A 15,349-nucleotide genomic window follows, 5' to 3' on the forward strand; every position below is an offset into this window, starting at 1 on the left:
GCGGCGCGGATCAGGCCGCGGGCCGGGACGCCTGATATTCGTCGAAGAAACGGTTGATGCAGTCTTCACGGATGCCGAAGCCGCGCGCGCAGAAGGTGACCGCCTGACGCAGCAGTTCTGCGTCATTGCCTTCATGAGTGTGCGCGGTGCGCGCGGTGAACCGATAGGCGGCGATCATCGAGCCGATATGGTCGACGAACAATGTACCGTTGGTGGCGGAAATCGGATCGCCGACCAAGTCTCCCGCCGCACGTGCGGCGGCCAGAGCCTCGTCGAGAAACGGCACGGTGAGGCGGATGGCGCGGCGATAGATGAGCTGCGCATATTTGCCGTCGCCCGCGAGGCTGGCGAAGAGGATGCGTACGCTTTCCATCTGGCGCGTATTTTGCGGGGTGAGACAGGCCTCGATAAAGGCGGCGAGCGTCGTCAGCACCCCGTTTGTGTTGCGTTCGAGCAGCGCGAGATCTGCGAAATTGGCGTTCTGTTCGCGGATCATCAGGCGAAGTACCGCGCGGTACAGCCCCTGCTTGGTCGGAAAGTGGCGATAGATGAGCGCTTCCGAAATCTTCGCGGCCTTGGCGATTTCCTGCAGGGTGGCGGCGTCAAATCCCTTGGCCGCAAAGATCGACTTTGCCTCAGCGAGGATCAGGACGCGGCGATCCGCGCTCGGAATTTTCTTTCTTGCCATGCGGCTACCTAGCCTTGCGCCGGGTTGCACGGCAAGCGTTTGCCGCAAGCTTTTATCATGATCCGTCCCGCATGGCAGGGAGCCGCGCAAGCTGGGATCAGCATGGTTGACGCCGCCCCCTCGAAAAAGTAAGTGGTCACCCACATAATATAGGAGGCGGAAATGGACTGTGCGATCGAGCTTTCCCGGGAAACCGGAAAGGCTGTTCCCCTGGAGGGCGCTGCGCTGCGTGCGGCGCTGGCGGATGCGAATGTGCCGACGCTGCTGATGGTGTATGTCCAGCTGTCGCGCGATACCGGCATGCTCGATCGTTTCGCCCCGCATATCCGCCCCGCCTTTTCCCCCGAGCCAAGTGCCGTTCCCGATGCGCTGGCCGATGAACTGCGCGAAAAGCTGGCGCAGTTGCTGGCCAACCCCGATCAATGGGACGAAACGCCTCTGCCGCGCGCACTGATGCAGCGGATGATGACGGTGAGCGTGGGCGAGCCGGTGGACGACGAATTCGTGCCGTTGCTGCTTGAACAAATGGGTTTTGAACGCCCGCTGCCGCGCAGCACGCTGGCCGGGCGGCAAGCGCCGGACCCTGATTTCAAGGTGCTCGTCATCGGCGCGGGGCTGACCGGGATCGTGGCCGGCATCAAGCTGGGCGAGGCGGGATATAATTACCGGATCATCGAGAAAAACGCCGATATCGGTGGCACCTGGCTCGAGAATATCTATCCGGGCGTTGGCGTCGACACCCCCAGCCATTTCTATTCCTATTCGTTCGAACTGAACCCCGAATGGAATCACTATCACCCGCAGGGCAGCGACATGCAGGATTACCTGCTGCGCGTGACCGACAAATATCGCCTGCGCGACAATATCAGCTTCGAAACCCGCGTGACGACATGCGTCTATGACGACAAGGCCAATCTGTGGCGGGTGACGCTGGAAAAGGCCGATGGCAGCGTCGAGGAGGTGACCGCCAATGCGGTGATCAACGCGCATGGCCCGCTCAACCGCTGGGCATGGCCGGCGATTGCGGGGCTGGAGAATTTCGCGGGCACGCTGCTCCACACCGCTGGCTGGGACCCGAACCTTGATCTGCGCGGCAAGAAGGTGGCGGTGATTGGCACCGGCGCCAGCGCGGCGCAATTGGTGCCCGCGATCGCGCCCTTGGCCGAGCACCTCACCGTGTTCCAGCGATCAAAGCACTGGGTGATCTACAATCCCGAGATCGACACCCCGGTGACGCCCGCGAAGAAATGGGCGCTGCGCCATATTCCGCATTATTTCGAATGGTTCCGCTTTCGCATCTACTGGGCGTCGGGCGACGGGCTGTACGCCAATGTGGTGCGCGATCCGGCCTGGCCCGAGGATTCGCCCTCGGTTTCCGCGCATAACGAGGCGATCCGCCAGTATGCGCTGCAATATATGCAGTCGAAATTCGCCGATCGCCCCGACCTGATCGCGAAACTGACGCCCGATTATCCGGTGTTCGGCAAACGCATCACGCTCGACAATGGCTGGTTCGACGCGCTTGGCCGCGACAATGTGAGCCTCGAATCCGACGCGATCGCCGAAGTGCTGCCCCATGCCATTCGCATGGCCGACGGGCGCGAGATCGCGGTCGACATCATCGTTTGCGCGACCGGGTTCAACGTATCCGACATGGTGGGCGGAAAGACCTTTATCGGGCGCGGCGGGCGCAGCCTTGCCGACGAATGGGGCACCGATGACGCGCGGTCCTATATGGGTATCACCATGCCGGGCTATCCCAACCTGTTCTACACGGTGGGGCCGAACAGCGCACCCAATCACGCGGCCGGACAGAATCTGATTTCCGAGACGCAGATCCATTACATCATCGAATGCCTCGACGCGCTGCAAAGCCGCAAGGCCGCGAGCCTTGAACCCTCGCAAGCCGCGTTCGACGCGTGGAACGCCAAGATCGACGGGCAATTGGCGAAGATGATCTGGAGCCACCCCAAGGCCAATGGCTATTACAAGAATAGCCGGGGCCGGAATTTCATGTCCTTCCCATTCCGTCTGGTCGACTACTGGACCTGGACGCGCGCGCCCGAGCTGGACCAGTTCGAATTCCATAGCTGATGGGGTGGCGGCGGCCGGTGCCAGCCGGCCGCCGCCACACGAATCATTGCCTCTACATTGTGTTTAGTGAATGTCTGGCGCGCGCGGCGCGATCGATGCGCTGCCGGAGGAATCTGTGATGCGCCGAAAATTTTGTCCGGTTTTCGCCGTTGCCGCGTCTGAAGGGGCAAGGGGGCGCAGGCACGGGTGACGATCGAAAGGATCATGGCAAAGGCAAAGCGCGTCCTGTTGCGTCGCGGCGTTCCGGCTGATGACGTCGACGATCTGGTGCACGATGCCTTTGTGCGGATCACCCAATATGAAAAGGGACATGAAGTGCGGACGCCAGAGGCGCTGTTTGTGACGGCTGCCGTCAACCTGTCGATCGATCGTCAGCGCAGCAATGGACGCTCCCCCTTTTCGCACCGCGCGGTGGACCTTGAAGCGATCATCGACACCCAGCCCACGCCCGAGGATATCGCGGCGGCACGTGCGCGGCTGACGCATCTGCGCGCGGGGCTTGACCGCCTCAATGAGAAGACCCGCCGGATCGTCATCGCGCGGCGGCTGGATGGATTGAGCGTGGCCGAGATTGCTGCGCGCGAGGGGCTGTCGATCGCGGCGGTGGAAAAGCAGATCGCGCGCGCCACGCTGAAGCTGATGCACTGGATGGACGGATGGTAGGTCCGGCCATGCGCGCGCAGAGCGCGATCGATGCCGAAGCCGCAATGTGGCTGGCGCGGGTGCAGCGGGGGCTGGGCAGCCCCGAACAGGAACGCGCGCTGGCTGACTGGCTGGAGGAGGACGGGCGGCACCGTGCGGCATTTGGCCGCGCGTGCGAGATCTGGGACCTGATTCCGGGAAGCCTTGAGCCGGCGCTTCTTGATCGCGGGCCCGAGCCGCTGGGCGTTATTGCGCCGCCCAAGGCGCGGGTGGCCAGGCGCTTGGCCGCGATGGCGATGCTCGCTCTGCTGTTCCTGACGGCGGCGCCCATTTCGGGGCTGCGCGGGGACCGGTACGAGACGGGCACCGGCGAGCAGCGCATGGTGCGGTTGGCCGATGGCACGCGCGTGACGCTGAATACCAACAGCGCGATCGCGGTGGATTATGATTCAGGGCAGCGCAGCGTACGGCTTGAGCGTGGCGAGGCGCTGTTCGAGGTGAGCAAGGATCCGGCGCGCCCCTTTGTGGTGCAGCACCGGCAAGAGCGGGTGCGCGCGCTGGGTACGACCTTCGTGGTGCGCGACGGCCGCGAACAGACAGCGGTGACGCTGATCGAAGGGCGGGTGGAGGTGTCGCACAAGCCGAGGGGCGGGACGGGCGCTGCGCGCCGGATCGCCATCCTCACGCCTGGCGAGCGGATCACGCTGACCGCCAAGGCGGGGGCGGTGGTCGATCATCCGGCGCTCAACATCGTCACGGCATGGCAAAAGGGCGAGGTGATGTTCGATGACACGCGGCTGATCGACGCAGCCGCCGAATTCAATCGCTATGTCGATGACCGGGAAATCGTGATGGACCCATCGGTGGCCTCGGTTCGGCTATCGGGGGTGTTTGCCACGCGCGATCCGATGCAGTTCGCCGAGACGGTGGCTTTGCTCCATCAATTGAATGTCGAGATCAGGGGCAATGAAATACACTTAAGCCGATAAAAAATAATGAAATAATAAAAATGTCCGAAATCCTCGGATCAGCCGTCTTCATAAATACAAGGCGAAGCTTCGATAATCGCTGAATTTTTATGGAGAGGGCGTCCATGATCTTTTCGAATGTTGTTCGGTTGTCTTTGGGTGTTTCTGTGCTTGCATCGGCAGCGATCTATTCCGCGCCGGTTCATGCGCAGGCGAGCTATACGGTCAACCTTCCTGCGCAGTCGCTTGGGACGTCGCTCCGCGCGCTGGGGAGCGCGATGGGGGTTTCAATCGCCTTCGATCCCAAGACCGTGCGCAACCGCCCGGCCCCCGCGCTGCGCGGCGCGTTCACGGCGCGCGAGGGCCTGGACAAGCTGTTGCGCGGCAGTGGCCTGGCGGCGCGACCGACAGCGAACGGATCCTATCTCATCCTCGCCGAACCCGAGGAGCGCCCGCGCGTCCATGCGATTGCGCAGCGCACCATGCCGGTACCGGTAGCGGCGGCTGCTGCCGCCGCACCGGCGCAGGCCGCCGCGCCCGTTGAAGCGCGGGCGGCCGTGTCGGATGCGCCGGTGATCGAGGACATCGTGGTTACCGCGCAGAAGCGCGAGGAGAATCTGCAGGATACGCCGATTTCGATCGCGGTCATGACATCGGATTCGCTGGAACAGCGGGGCATCAAGGGCGTGACCGACCTGATGGGCGGCGCGGTGCCGTCGCTGCGGATGATGCCGATTTCGGGGCGTGCTTCGGCCTTTGCGATCGGGATACGCGGCATGGGCTCGCTCGATGCCGGGTCTATCAGCCGTGATGCGTCGGTCGGCCTTTATGTCGACGGCGTCTATCTGGGCCGCGCGCAGGGGCTGGGTTCGGAATTGTTCGAGGTTGAACGGATCGAGGTGGCGCGCGGGCCGCAGGGCACCTTGTTCGGGCGCAACGCGGTGGGCGGCGCGGTGAGCATCACCTCGAAGAAGCCGACCGGTGAATGGGGCGGCACGCTGGATGCAGGCGTGCGCAATTTCGACGGCCATAATCTGGGCGCGCATGTGAACCTGCCCGAATTCGCGAACATCAAGGTGAAGCTGGAGGGGGTCTGGTCCGAGCGCGGCGGCTGGATCGACAACACGCTTGCGGGCGCGTGGGACTGGTATGCCTATGATCGCTACGGCGCGCGCGCGACCGCGCTTTGGGAGCCGACGAGCGACATTTCGGTGCAATATTCGTTCGACAAGTCTCGCGACAAATCGACCGCGGGCTATTCGCACCTGACTTCCGCCGCGCCGGGCGCGCTGGCGCCGTTCATCACGCTGGACGAAGGGCGCCAGCGTGTCGGGCGGATGGGCGTTCCGCTCGATCCCAGCGTCGGCAAGACCGAGGGGCACAGCCTGCATGTGACCTGGGATATCAACAATGCACTGACGCTGCGTTCGATCTCGGCGTACCGCGAACTGAGCCAGTCGCAGTTCGACAATGATACCGGCTTCACGCTCGCTTACCGCCCCGGCGGCATGACCGCCCGCTACAGCATCGCGAATGTCAATCAGGACCAGTTCAGTCAGGAAATCCAGCTGCTCGGGACGCATGAGCACCTGACCTATGTTCTTGGCGGCTTCTATTTCGAGGAAGACGCGAATGACCTTGCGCATGTTCTCTATTCGGCGCGGTATAACGCGACCGGGACGGGCATCGAACTGCTCGATCCGATGACGGGCGGCGCCTTTCCTGATCGGGCGAGCGTCAACCATGTCAAGTCGACCGCAGTGTTCGGCCAGGCGACATGGACGCCCGCGATATTGGACGAGCGTCTGCACCTGACGGGCGGGTTGCGCTGGACGCACGATCGCAAGGAAGGCTCCATGGTCAAGGTGGCCGGCCAGCCGTCATCGCTTGGCTATCAGTTCGAATCCAAGCGGCTCGATCCTGCGGCGACGATCGCGTTCGACTGGACGCCGGATGTGAACACCTATCTGCGCTGGGGTACCGCCTATCGTTCGGGAGGCGCCAATTCGCGCTCACCCACCTATCGCAGCTTTGGCGAGGAAGAAGTCGAGAGCTGGGAACTTGGCCTGAAGAGCGAGTTGTTCGACCGGCGCGCGCGATTCAACCTCGCCGCCTATCATGCCCGCTTGCGCGACATGCAGATCCTGTTCAACAATCCGGCGGCAGGTTCGGTTACCGAAACCATCAACACCAACCAGCCCGCGACAATCAAGGGCGTGGAAGCGGATCTGACCGTGGTGCCGGCGCGGGGCGTGACGCTTACCGGAAGCTATGCCTATACCGATTGGAAGGTCCCGCCCCAGCTCAACCCGTTTACCGGTAATGTCGATCGGGTGGTGCTGATCATCGCGCCCACCCACGCCGCCTCGCTGTCGGCCGATTACCGGCTTGAGCCCTGGTCCTTCGGCGCGCTGTCGTTCCATGTCGACGCCAATTATTCGAGCGGATTCTACGCCCATCCGACCGACGATACGAAGACCAGTCCCTACTGGCTCCTCAACGGGCGGGTGACGCTGGGCGATCTCGATCTGGGCGGGGCGGATGCCTCGGTCTCGCTCTGGGCCAAGAACCTGACCAACACCGCCTATGAGGTCTTCGATATCGGGATCACCGGGCGTGGCACGATCAACGGAGCGATGCGCTATTACAACGAGCCGCGAACCTATGGCGTCGATCTGAAGGTGAAGTTCTGATGCGTAGATTATGTGTGCGTGCCGCCCTGTCGGCTTCGCTGATATCCGTCGCCGCGATGGCGGGCGCTGCGCCGGGGGTGCGCGAGGCCAGCGTCTTCCGCAAGGAAACCGGCGATTATCTGGTCAACTGGAAAGCCGATGACCCCAAGGCACCGGTGGCGATATTCGTGGCCAGCGCGCCCGATCATGCGGCGCCCCGAAAAATGCTTGTCGAACGCGGCAAGGGGGGCAGCGTCGTCATTCCGGCAAGCGCGGTTACGGGGCGCGGTTATTTCCACGTCGTCGTGAATGGCGGCCGGAAAGACCCGATGCAGGACGGGATCTGGGCTGGCGAACGGGTGCTGCGTTTCGAGCGCGCATCGAACTTTCGCGATCTGGGCGGCTATGAAACGGCGGACGGGCGGCATGTCCGCTGGGGGATGATCTACCGTTCCGGCGCGCCCGCGATGCTGAGTGCGCAGGATCTGGAGCAGGTCGGCCGACTCAACATCACCACCACCATCGATCTGCGCTCGAACGAGGAGCGGCGGATGACGCCGAGCCTGTTGGCAGATGACGCCAAGCGCCGCACCATCGCCCGCGATTATTCGATGCAGAGCCTGATCCCCGAAAGCTCGCGCGGAGCGATCGGCCTGCCCAAGATCGGTGGCTATGGCAGCGTGGCCAGCACACTGGCGCCGCTGTTCCGCCAGGTGTTCGACGTGCTCGAAACCGAGCAGGGCGCGGTGCATTACCACTGCACCGCCGGGCAGGACCGCGCGGGGATGACCAGCGCGCTGATCCTCGCCGCACTGGGTGTCCCGCGCGAGACGATCCTGCGCGATTACCATCTGTCGACAACCGCGCGGCGCCCGCAATTCGAGATGCCGCCCATCGACCTTTCCAAATTTCCCAACGATCCCATCGCTGCCTTTTTCGCGAAGGCAAAGGCGGACGGCAGCGACGCCGCGCAGCCGCTATACGGGGAGGACGGGCAGTCGATCCTTGCTGCGACATTCGACATGATCGATGCACGCTGGGGATCGGTCGACAATTATCTGCGCGAGGTCATCGGCCTGACCGATGGTGATCTAGAAAAATTGCGCGCCAAATATCTCGAATAGGTTCGTTATTCCCAACGCCCGGTTTCTGGCGCCGGGTTCCCCTGAAAACTTCAAGACCATATGGCTCAGGCCATATGGTCTTATTTTTTTGCGGGCGGCGTGGAGGCGGGGCGTGGAGGGCTTCTGTGTCAAAAAGCCACCGTTCGGGATGCGCCGTCGTTGCTGTCTGTAGCGGCTCACGACCAAAGCCGGACTGTTCGGATACGCCGACAAAGCGGCGATTGTTCGAAACGGCAGGTCACGACCATTGCGGACATTAGCAACTGCTGCAAAGTTGCTGCCATGGCCACTCATGCGATTGCGAAAATAGGACTGGGGGTTCTGGCCTGTGTGGTCGCAGGTAGCGCTGCTGCGGTTCTACATTACGAGGCGCATGCTCCGCAGTTCGTGGTCATCTGCGCGATAGCATTGCCTGCAATCGCGGTGGCGCTTGCATTTTGGAAGAAAGCGCTCGTCCGTTTGTTTGCGAGTATCGGTCTGGCTGGGGTTGCATATTTTTCGGCACTTTGGGTAGCGATAGGCGTCTTCCACGATGGTCCTTAAGCTAATGTCCGCTTTTCACCCAAACCGGACCTCGTGGAGGCCGATGGCAACGTCCGCTCCCCCGGTAGCGTTGCCGATCGGGCGCATCTCTCCGTATCCGGCACCTGACGGGCGTTCACGGCCGGAATTCGTCAACGCGGTCGATGCACCCGGCATGAGAGATGTGCGCTCAGATTTTTGGAAAATTTCTGCTGCAATTCCCTGATACAGTCGTTCGGGATATTCGCCGGCACCTAAAGAACAGCCGCTCCGACCATATGACGCGGCGCGTTTGAACGTCCGCGATGACGCCCATGCCGTGTGGCTGCCTCGCCGCAGGCTGTTCGATCGGGCGCTCTTGCTCCAGTCCCGACTATCGAGCAATTGTAGCATTTTGCTGGCCATGGTTGGTCAGCGTCACCGGGCTCGGCGATGCGCGCGCCCAACCAGCGAGGCGCTCCTGCCGACGAAGACCATGATGAAGGATGTGCCGGGCGCGAGGATGGTGGAGGCGGGTGCGGCAGACTGGCCCGCGCTGGCCACCGCCGCGCGTAATCTTGTGGCCGAGCGTGGGCTTCGTGGGCTCAGTCTGCGCGCCGTGGCGGGTGCCAGCGGTTGGACGATGGGCGAGATCGGCTATCGTGTCGGCAAGAAGGAGCAGTTGATCGCATTGTTGCTGGAGGCCGAGCGGGCGGCCAGCGATGCGGCCGATCACCGATGGATCGACCGGCTTTCATCTGTGCCCAGCTTCAGCGGCGCGACACTGGCTGCTGTTGTGTCCGGCTACCTCGACGATACCGCGATCAACCGGCGAGAGGCGGCGATCTTCTGGGAGGAACTGTTGCTGGAGGCGGGCATTGATCCCAGCCTGCATGCGCTCGTGACGCCATGGATTGAAGAGCGTGAGCGCTTTTGGCGGCAACTGCTGATCAACCGTCATCCGAAGGCCGAAGCTCTCGCCCGGGTGATCATGAAATATGTGGTGGGCGAACAGCTCTACAGTGTCGTGCTTGGCGCTGACCCGTCTTATCGGTTGATGCGCGATATGGGCATCCGACGACTCTGTGGCGGCATTCTGGCGGACGCGCAGGCCATGGAGAGCGATCTGTTCGATCATCTTATCGATATGCTTGCACCTACAGAGCCGATTGCGAACTTTACCAAATCGAGTGCGTGGCCGGTTGCGCAAACGACCGCAGCGCTCATGCGCGATCGTGGGCTTTCGGCAGTTACGCATCGATCGGTCGCTGCCGCCCTGGGTGTTTCGCCATCGGCTGTCGCCCACCATTTTCGAACGCATATGGACCTTGTCCGCGCCGGCAACGAAGCGCTCTATGAAGGGTTTCGCGAAAACCTTGATCTTGACGGCGTTCGACGCCGCTTGCTGCCTGATCCCAAGGAACATGGTGGCGCGATAGGCCACCAGAATGCCGCTGTAGGGTTGTCGCGGGCGACGCATATGATTGCGCTGGCCGGGGCTCGCGACCCGGCATTCGCGCCGCTTGTCGCGCGGCGACGCAAGGATCGCGGCCAATCCACAAGCCTGTGGGGCGCTGCGCTTTTTGCGCATCCCGAGCGTTATGACCGCTGCGCCGCGCAAGTGACTTCCATGGTTCTCGGCGGCGATCTTTTCCTCGCAATGGCCCGCGGTATTGCCAGTACCGGTCGCCTTTCGGCCGTAATGAACGATTTCGTCGAACTCGCCAGCTGATCCCGTTCATCGCGGCCGCGCTTGATACGTCTCGTAGTGCTGCGACGTGAAAGGTCATTTGCATGTCGTATAAGAAACAGTACATTCGTCATGTTTGTTGACCAGTGACCCAAGATTCGCTGGCGCAACCGAGAGAGGGGACATGATGGCAAGTTCAAAGCTCGCACACGAATCAACCTATGGAACGCAGGTCGTACGTAAATTTCGTATAGGTTTGATGCTCAGATCGGCGGTTTCTGTTATCATTGCTGCTGGAGGGGGTGCTGCGGCGATCGCCGCACCAAATGCAAATGAGACAGTACAACCGTTATCTCAGGGCGGGATTGAGGACATCATCGTCACCGCTCAGAAGCGAGAGGAATCGCTTCAGAACACCCCAATTTCCATCGATGTTCTTGGGGAACGTGCGCTGGAGGCGCGTGGTATTGCCAACATCACCGATTTCGTTAACGGCGCCGCGCCATCGCTGCGCATCGCCCCATTCGGCGGTCGCGCGTCTGCTGTAACGATCGGCATGCGCGGCCTGGTGCCGACCGATGCCACGCAGATCAGCCGTGATACGACCGTCGGCATCTATATCGACGGCGTCTATCTCGGCCGCGTGCAGGGGCTTGGCACCGAATTGGTCGATGTCGAACGAATCGAGGTGCTCCGCGGTCCGCAGGGTACCTTGTTCGGTCGCAACGCGGTCGGCGGGGCTGTCAGTATCATCACCAAAAAGCCGACCGGGGAATTCGGCGTCGATGTGACCGGGGGTGTGCGCAACTGGAACGGCCGCAACATCGCCGCCCATGTCAATCTGCCCAAAGTGGCGGGCATTAGCATCAAGCTGGACGGCATTTACAACAAGCGCGATGGTTGGGTGGAGAATCCGCTTCCCGGAGCATCCGACTGGAGCGCGGTCAAGCGCTACGGCTTCCGGGTCGCGGCATTGTGGGAACCCACGGACAATGTCAGTGTCCAATACGCCTATGACAATTCGACCGACAAGAGCACCGGCGGCTATCCCCATATCGAATATCTGCTGCCAGGCGCTCCGCCGCTTGCGCCGATATTCTCGGTTGATGGCGGGCGGACGCGCGACGCGCGCGCTGGCTTCGTGCTCGATCCCAGCGTCGGCAAGGTCAAAGGGCATATGCTGCAGGCCGAATGGGATATCAGCGATACGCTGACGCTGCGGTCGATCACCGCCTATCGGAAGATCAACCAGACCCAGTATGACAATTCATCCGGACTTTTTCTCGCATATCGCCCGAACGGCCTTGAAGGGCGGCTGAGCTTCGCGGAAATTGATCAGGACCAGTTCAGTCAAGAATTCCAGCTTGTCGGGACGACCGATCGCCTCAACTATGTCCTCGGCGCCTTTTATTTCGACGAAGATGCGACAGACATCGCCTACGCCCCGTACACGGCACGGTTCAACGCCGATGGCACGGCACTGAATACGCTGGCTACGCCCTTTTCAAGCACCCCTTTCCCCGATCGCGCCAGCGAAGCCCATGCCAAGTCCAAGGCGCTTTACGGGCAGGCGACATGGACCCCTCCGATCCTTGACGATCGTCTCCATCTGACCGGCGGCCTTCGTTATACGGATGACAGCAAGCATGGCCGATTGCTCAAGCTGCGTGGTGTGGATGCATCCCCGACGCTGCGCTTCGAGTTCGGATCGAAACGTGTCGATCCCGCGGCGACGATCGCGTTCGACATCAGTGATGAGGTGAACACCTATCTGCGCTGGGCCAATGCCTACCGGGCCGGCGGCGCCAATTCGCGATCGGCGATCTTCCGGCCTTATGCCGAAGAGACCGTGGAATCGTGGGAAATTGGCCTGAAATCGGACCTGTTCAACCGCCATGTTCGGCTGAACCTCGCCGCCTATGCCAGCCGGTTGAAGGACAAGCAGACCGATTTCACCTCGCCAGCCACCGCTTCGTCGACCGAGACGATCAACGGGACCAGCGACGCCAAGTTCAAGGGTATCGAGGCCGACCTGACGATCGCGCCCGGCGCCGGCTTCTCGCTCACCGGCAACTATGTCTTCACCGATACCGATGTGCCGCCCGAAACCAACCCGTTCACCAATGTGGTGCAGCGGATCAAAGTCTCGCAAACGCCGCGCCATGCGGCGACGATGGCGCTCGATTATCGCTTCCCGGCCCTCGCGATCGGCACGCTTTCGGCACATGTCGACGGCAACTGGTCGAGCGGAGTTTATTCGAGTTCGACCGATCCGACGCTCTCCAACAAGGTCGTACAACTCAATGCACGGCTGACGCTCGGCGATGTGGAGGTTGGATCGGGCAAGGTCGATGTTTCGATCTGGGGCAAGAACCTGACCAACGCCGAAACACAATTGTTCGATTTCGAGGTCGCGGCGCCCGGCCAGGTGAGAGTGAACCAAGTCTTTTTCAACGAGCCGCGCACCTATGGCGTGGACGTCCGGTTCCAGTTCTGAGGTCGATCATGAAATACATCCTTGCGATGACGCTGGCGACGATGATCGCCGGCACCGGTGTATTCGCCAAAGGCCTCCCGGTGACAGACACCGGGTCCGATGTCAGCGTCGAGCGATCCCCGAACGGCGGCTATCGGGTGAGTTGGCCGCAATGGCGCGACACACCTGTCGATCTGTTTGTCGCGGATCGGCCCGATGCGCCGGTTTCGGAACGGCGCCAGCTTGCCGATGACGATCGTGACGGCACGGCGGACGTGACGGTGCACGATACGCGCCGGCCCTATTTTTTTGTCCAACCCGCCAAGGGCAATGGCCACTGGGTGGCGGAGCGGCTGCTGCCCCTTGAAGGCGGTCGCAATTTCCGTGACCTTGGCGGTTATCGAGCAAGCGACGGGCGGACGGTGCGCTGGGGCAAGATCTATCGTTCGGGCTCGATGAGCGGCCTGACCGCGCAGGATTTCGATTATCTCGGCGGCCTCGGCATCCGTTCTGTGTACGATCTTCGCACGGAGCGCGAGCGGCAGGGCGAGCCGAACCGATGGGCGACGGCGGCGCAGGTCGGCTATTGGGCGAGGGATTACGCGATGAGCGGCGGCGATCTTAGCCGCCTGGCTGATCCCAAGGTGACGGCGGCCGAGGCGCGCCAATTGATGGCCGAGAGTTATCGCGCGATCCCTTATGAGCAGGCACCAGCCTATCGCGAGATGTTCCGACAACTTGCCGCTGGTCAAACGCCGCTCGCCTTCAACTGCACCATCGGCAAGGATCGCGCGGGGATCGCCGCGGCGTTGGTGCTGACCGCACTCGGCGTGCCACGCGAGACTGTGGTCGCCGACTACGGCCTTACCAACCGCTATCTGCCCATGGCGCTTGAGCGGGACAAGGCCATCAACCCGAAGATGGCAGCGCTGCCCCGGCATGTCGGGGAAGTGCTGCTCGCCGCCGACCCCGCCTATCTGGAGATGGCTTTTGAAGAAATGAGCAAGCGCAACGGTTCACCTGAGGGCTATCTGCGCGAGGTGATCGGCCTGAGTGCTGCGGATCAGGACCGCCTGAAGACGTTTTTGCTCGAATAATATGCTGTGCCTGCGCCGCCGTCCTCCCCGGTGGCGCAGGCGTACGCCTTAGCGCTTGCGGATCGATCGGTTGCTAGCCAATCTCACGCTGACTGGGGGGAGGCGCGTGTTGAACGAAAAAGCGCTCGTGCGCGGTTATCTCTGCGTTCATTTCGGCAAGACATTGTTGTGCCGGGGCGCGAGCTTCCTCTCGCTTTTCGTGATGATCCGTTATCTGGATCTGCCCGCGAGCCTCGCTGGCGTGATCTTCCTGCTGGGTGCGCTGGCCAATGCGTTGGCGGATACCGCCGTCGGCTATATCCGCTCCAAAATGGTGGCAACGCGGCCGGCGATGGATCACGGCATCCTCGCGCTCGCCGCCATCGCCTTTGCCGCCTTGCCACTATTTGCGCCGGGAACGCCGGACATGGTGCTGGCGGCGATCATCCTCTTTCGCATCGCCTTTGCGTGGATCGATGTTCCGCACAATGCGCTGACCAGCCGCATCGCGGCGACGCCCGATAAGGCGTTGCCGCTATCTCGCGCGCGTACATTGTGGTCGAGTGCCGCTACGCTTCTGATCGGTGCCATCGCTTTCCCGGTCATGGCGCAGGATGCCTTGTCGATGGCGGACCTGGCTGCGCTTTTTGTTGCCATCGCATTGATCGGATGGCTGTTTATGCTGCCACTGCCCGGCCTGTTTGCGCGGGTGGCGACATCCGGCGTGCCGGCGCTCGCGAGCCCCGGCCGGCGCGGCCGCAAATATGCCTGGGCGGATCGGCGGCTAGTGGGGCTGGTCTTGACGTCAAGCGTGGTCGGCGTCGGCCTGTCCGCCCTTACCAAGGTGCTACCGCATCTTGATGCCGGTCTTTATGCCTGGGGCGCGGCCTCGATCATGCTGATCAATGCCGGCCGCTTGCTGGTCAGCGCCTGCTGGGGCCATATCGCGGCCTGGTTCGGCGCATCGGGATTGTCCGCGTCGCTCCTGCTGACGGCATTTTTCGTCGCTGTGCTGCCATGGGCGTTGGCCTTTCAACCGCTCGCGCTGCTATGCTTGGTTTTGATAGGCTGCGGCACCGGGGGGATCGGTATCGTCATCTGGTACGCTTTCACCCGCACCGTGCAGGAACGGGCCCAGCCGCAGGATCATGCATTGGCGTTCGGCCTGTTCACGACCTGCATCAAACTGGCGACGGGACTTGGCGGCATGACCGCGGGCCTGTGGATCGATGCAGCAGGACGCGATCGGCTGCACGTTACCACGCTGACGACCGGGCTGGTGATGATTTCTGTATCGTTGGTCGCAGTCGCGCTTCTGCACATGGCACGCTCAGCGCTCGGCAACCGCCTCAAGCAGCCCATCCGGGCGCCTGCATAACTGATTTCCGGCGCGCGCATAGGATCATCGGGGGCAAACC

Annotated in this window: 10 protein-coding genes; 9 read left to right on the forward strand and 1 reads right to left on the reverse strand. The window is 62.3% G+C overall.

The annotated features are described in order from the left end of the window. Positions 1-10 precede the first annotated feature (10 nt). Positions 11-688 (reverse strand): helix-turn-helix domain-containing protein, encoded by a 678-nt coding sequence (locus QYC26_RS13475; protein ID WP_317512737.1) that lies wholly within the window; start codon positions 686-688, stop codon positions 11-13. A 162-nt stretch (positions 689-850) separates the two neighbouring features. Between QYC26_RS13475 and QYC26_RS13480 the strand changes: the two genes are divergently transcribed. The 9 genes from QYC26_RS13480 to QYC26_RS13520 all read left to right on the forward strand — a co-directional run bounded on the left by QYC26_RS13480 (position 851) and on the right by QYC26_RS13520 (position 15,309). Further along, entirely contained in the window at positions 851-2,782 is a 1,932-nt protein-coding gene (locus tag QYC26_RS13480) for an NAD(P)/FAD-dependent oxidoreductase (protein ID WP_317512738.1), read from the forward strand. Positions 2,783-2,986: 204 nt separating this feature from the next. Then, positions 2,987-3,445 carry an RNA polymerase sigma factor gene (locus QYC26_RS13485; RefSeq protein WP_317512739.1) on the forward strand — a complete coding sequence of 153 codons (459 nt, stop codon included), beginning with the start codon at positions 2,987-2,989 and terminating at the stop codon, positions 3,443-3,445. Continuing rightward, on the forward strand, positions 3,439-4,413 hold the full coding sequence (locus tag QYC26_RS13490; RefSeq protein ID WP_317512740.1) for a FecR family protein: 975 nt from the start codon (positions 3,439-3,441) through the stop codon (positions 4,411-4,413). Before QYC26_RS13485 ends, QYC26_RS13490 begins: the two co-directional genes overlap by 7 nt. Before the next feature lie 146 nt (positions 4,414-4,559). Then, entirely contained in the window at positions 4,560-7,085 is a 2,526-nt protein-coding gene (locus tag QYC26_RS13495; RefSeq protein WP_317512741.1) for a TonB-dependent receptor domain-containing protein, read from the forward strand. Continuing rightward, positions 7,085-8,188: a tyrosine-protein phosphatase gene (locus QYC26_RS13500; RefSeq protein WP_317512742.1), complete on the forward strand. Its 1,104-nt coding sequence runs from the start codon at positions 7,085-7,087 to the stop codon at positions 8,186-8,188. Before QYC26_RS13495 ends, QYC26_RS13500 begins: the two co-directional genes overlap by 1 nt. Before the next feature lie 997 nt (positions 8,189-9,185). Next, positions 9,186-10,421, forward strand: coding sequence for a TetR family transcriptional regulator (locus tag QYC26_RS13505; protein WP_317512743.1), 1,236 nt, complete (start codon positions 9,186-9,188; stop codon positions 10,419-10,421). A 217-nt stretch (positions 10,422-10,638) separates the two neighbouring features. After that, entirely contained in the window at positions 10,639-12,876 is a 2,238-nt protein-coding gene (locus tag QYC26_RS13510; protein ID WP_317512744.1) for a TonB-dependent receptor, read from the forward strand. Between the two features lie 26 nt (positions 12,877-12,902). Beyond that, complete coding sequence (locus QYC26_RS13515; protein ID WP_317512745.1) at positions 12,903-13,952, forward strand: tyrosine-protein phosphatase; 1,050 nt, start codon at positions 12,903-12,905, stop codon at positions 13,950-13,952. Positions 13,953-14,007: 55 nt separating this feature from the next. Further along, positions 14,008-15,309, forward strand: a complete 1,302-nt coding sequence (locus tag QYC26_RS13520; RefSeq protein ID WP_317512746.1) for an MFS transporter — start codon at positions 14,008-14,010, stop codon at positions 15,307-15,309. Positions 15,310-15,349 lie beyond the last annotated feature (40 nt).

It is taken from the genome of Sphingomonas sp. C3-2, assembly GCF_033025475.1.
Classification (GTDB): Bacteria; Pseudomonadota; Alphaproteobacteria; order Sphingomonadales; family Sphingomonadaceae; genus Sphingobium_A.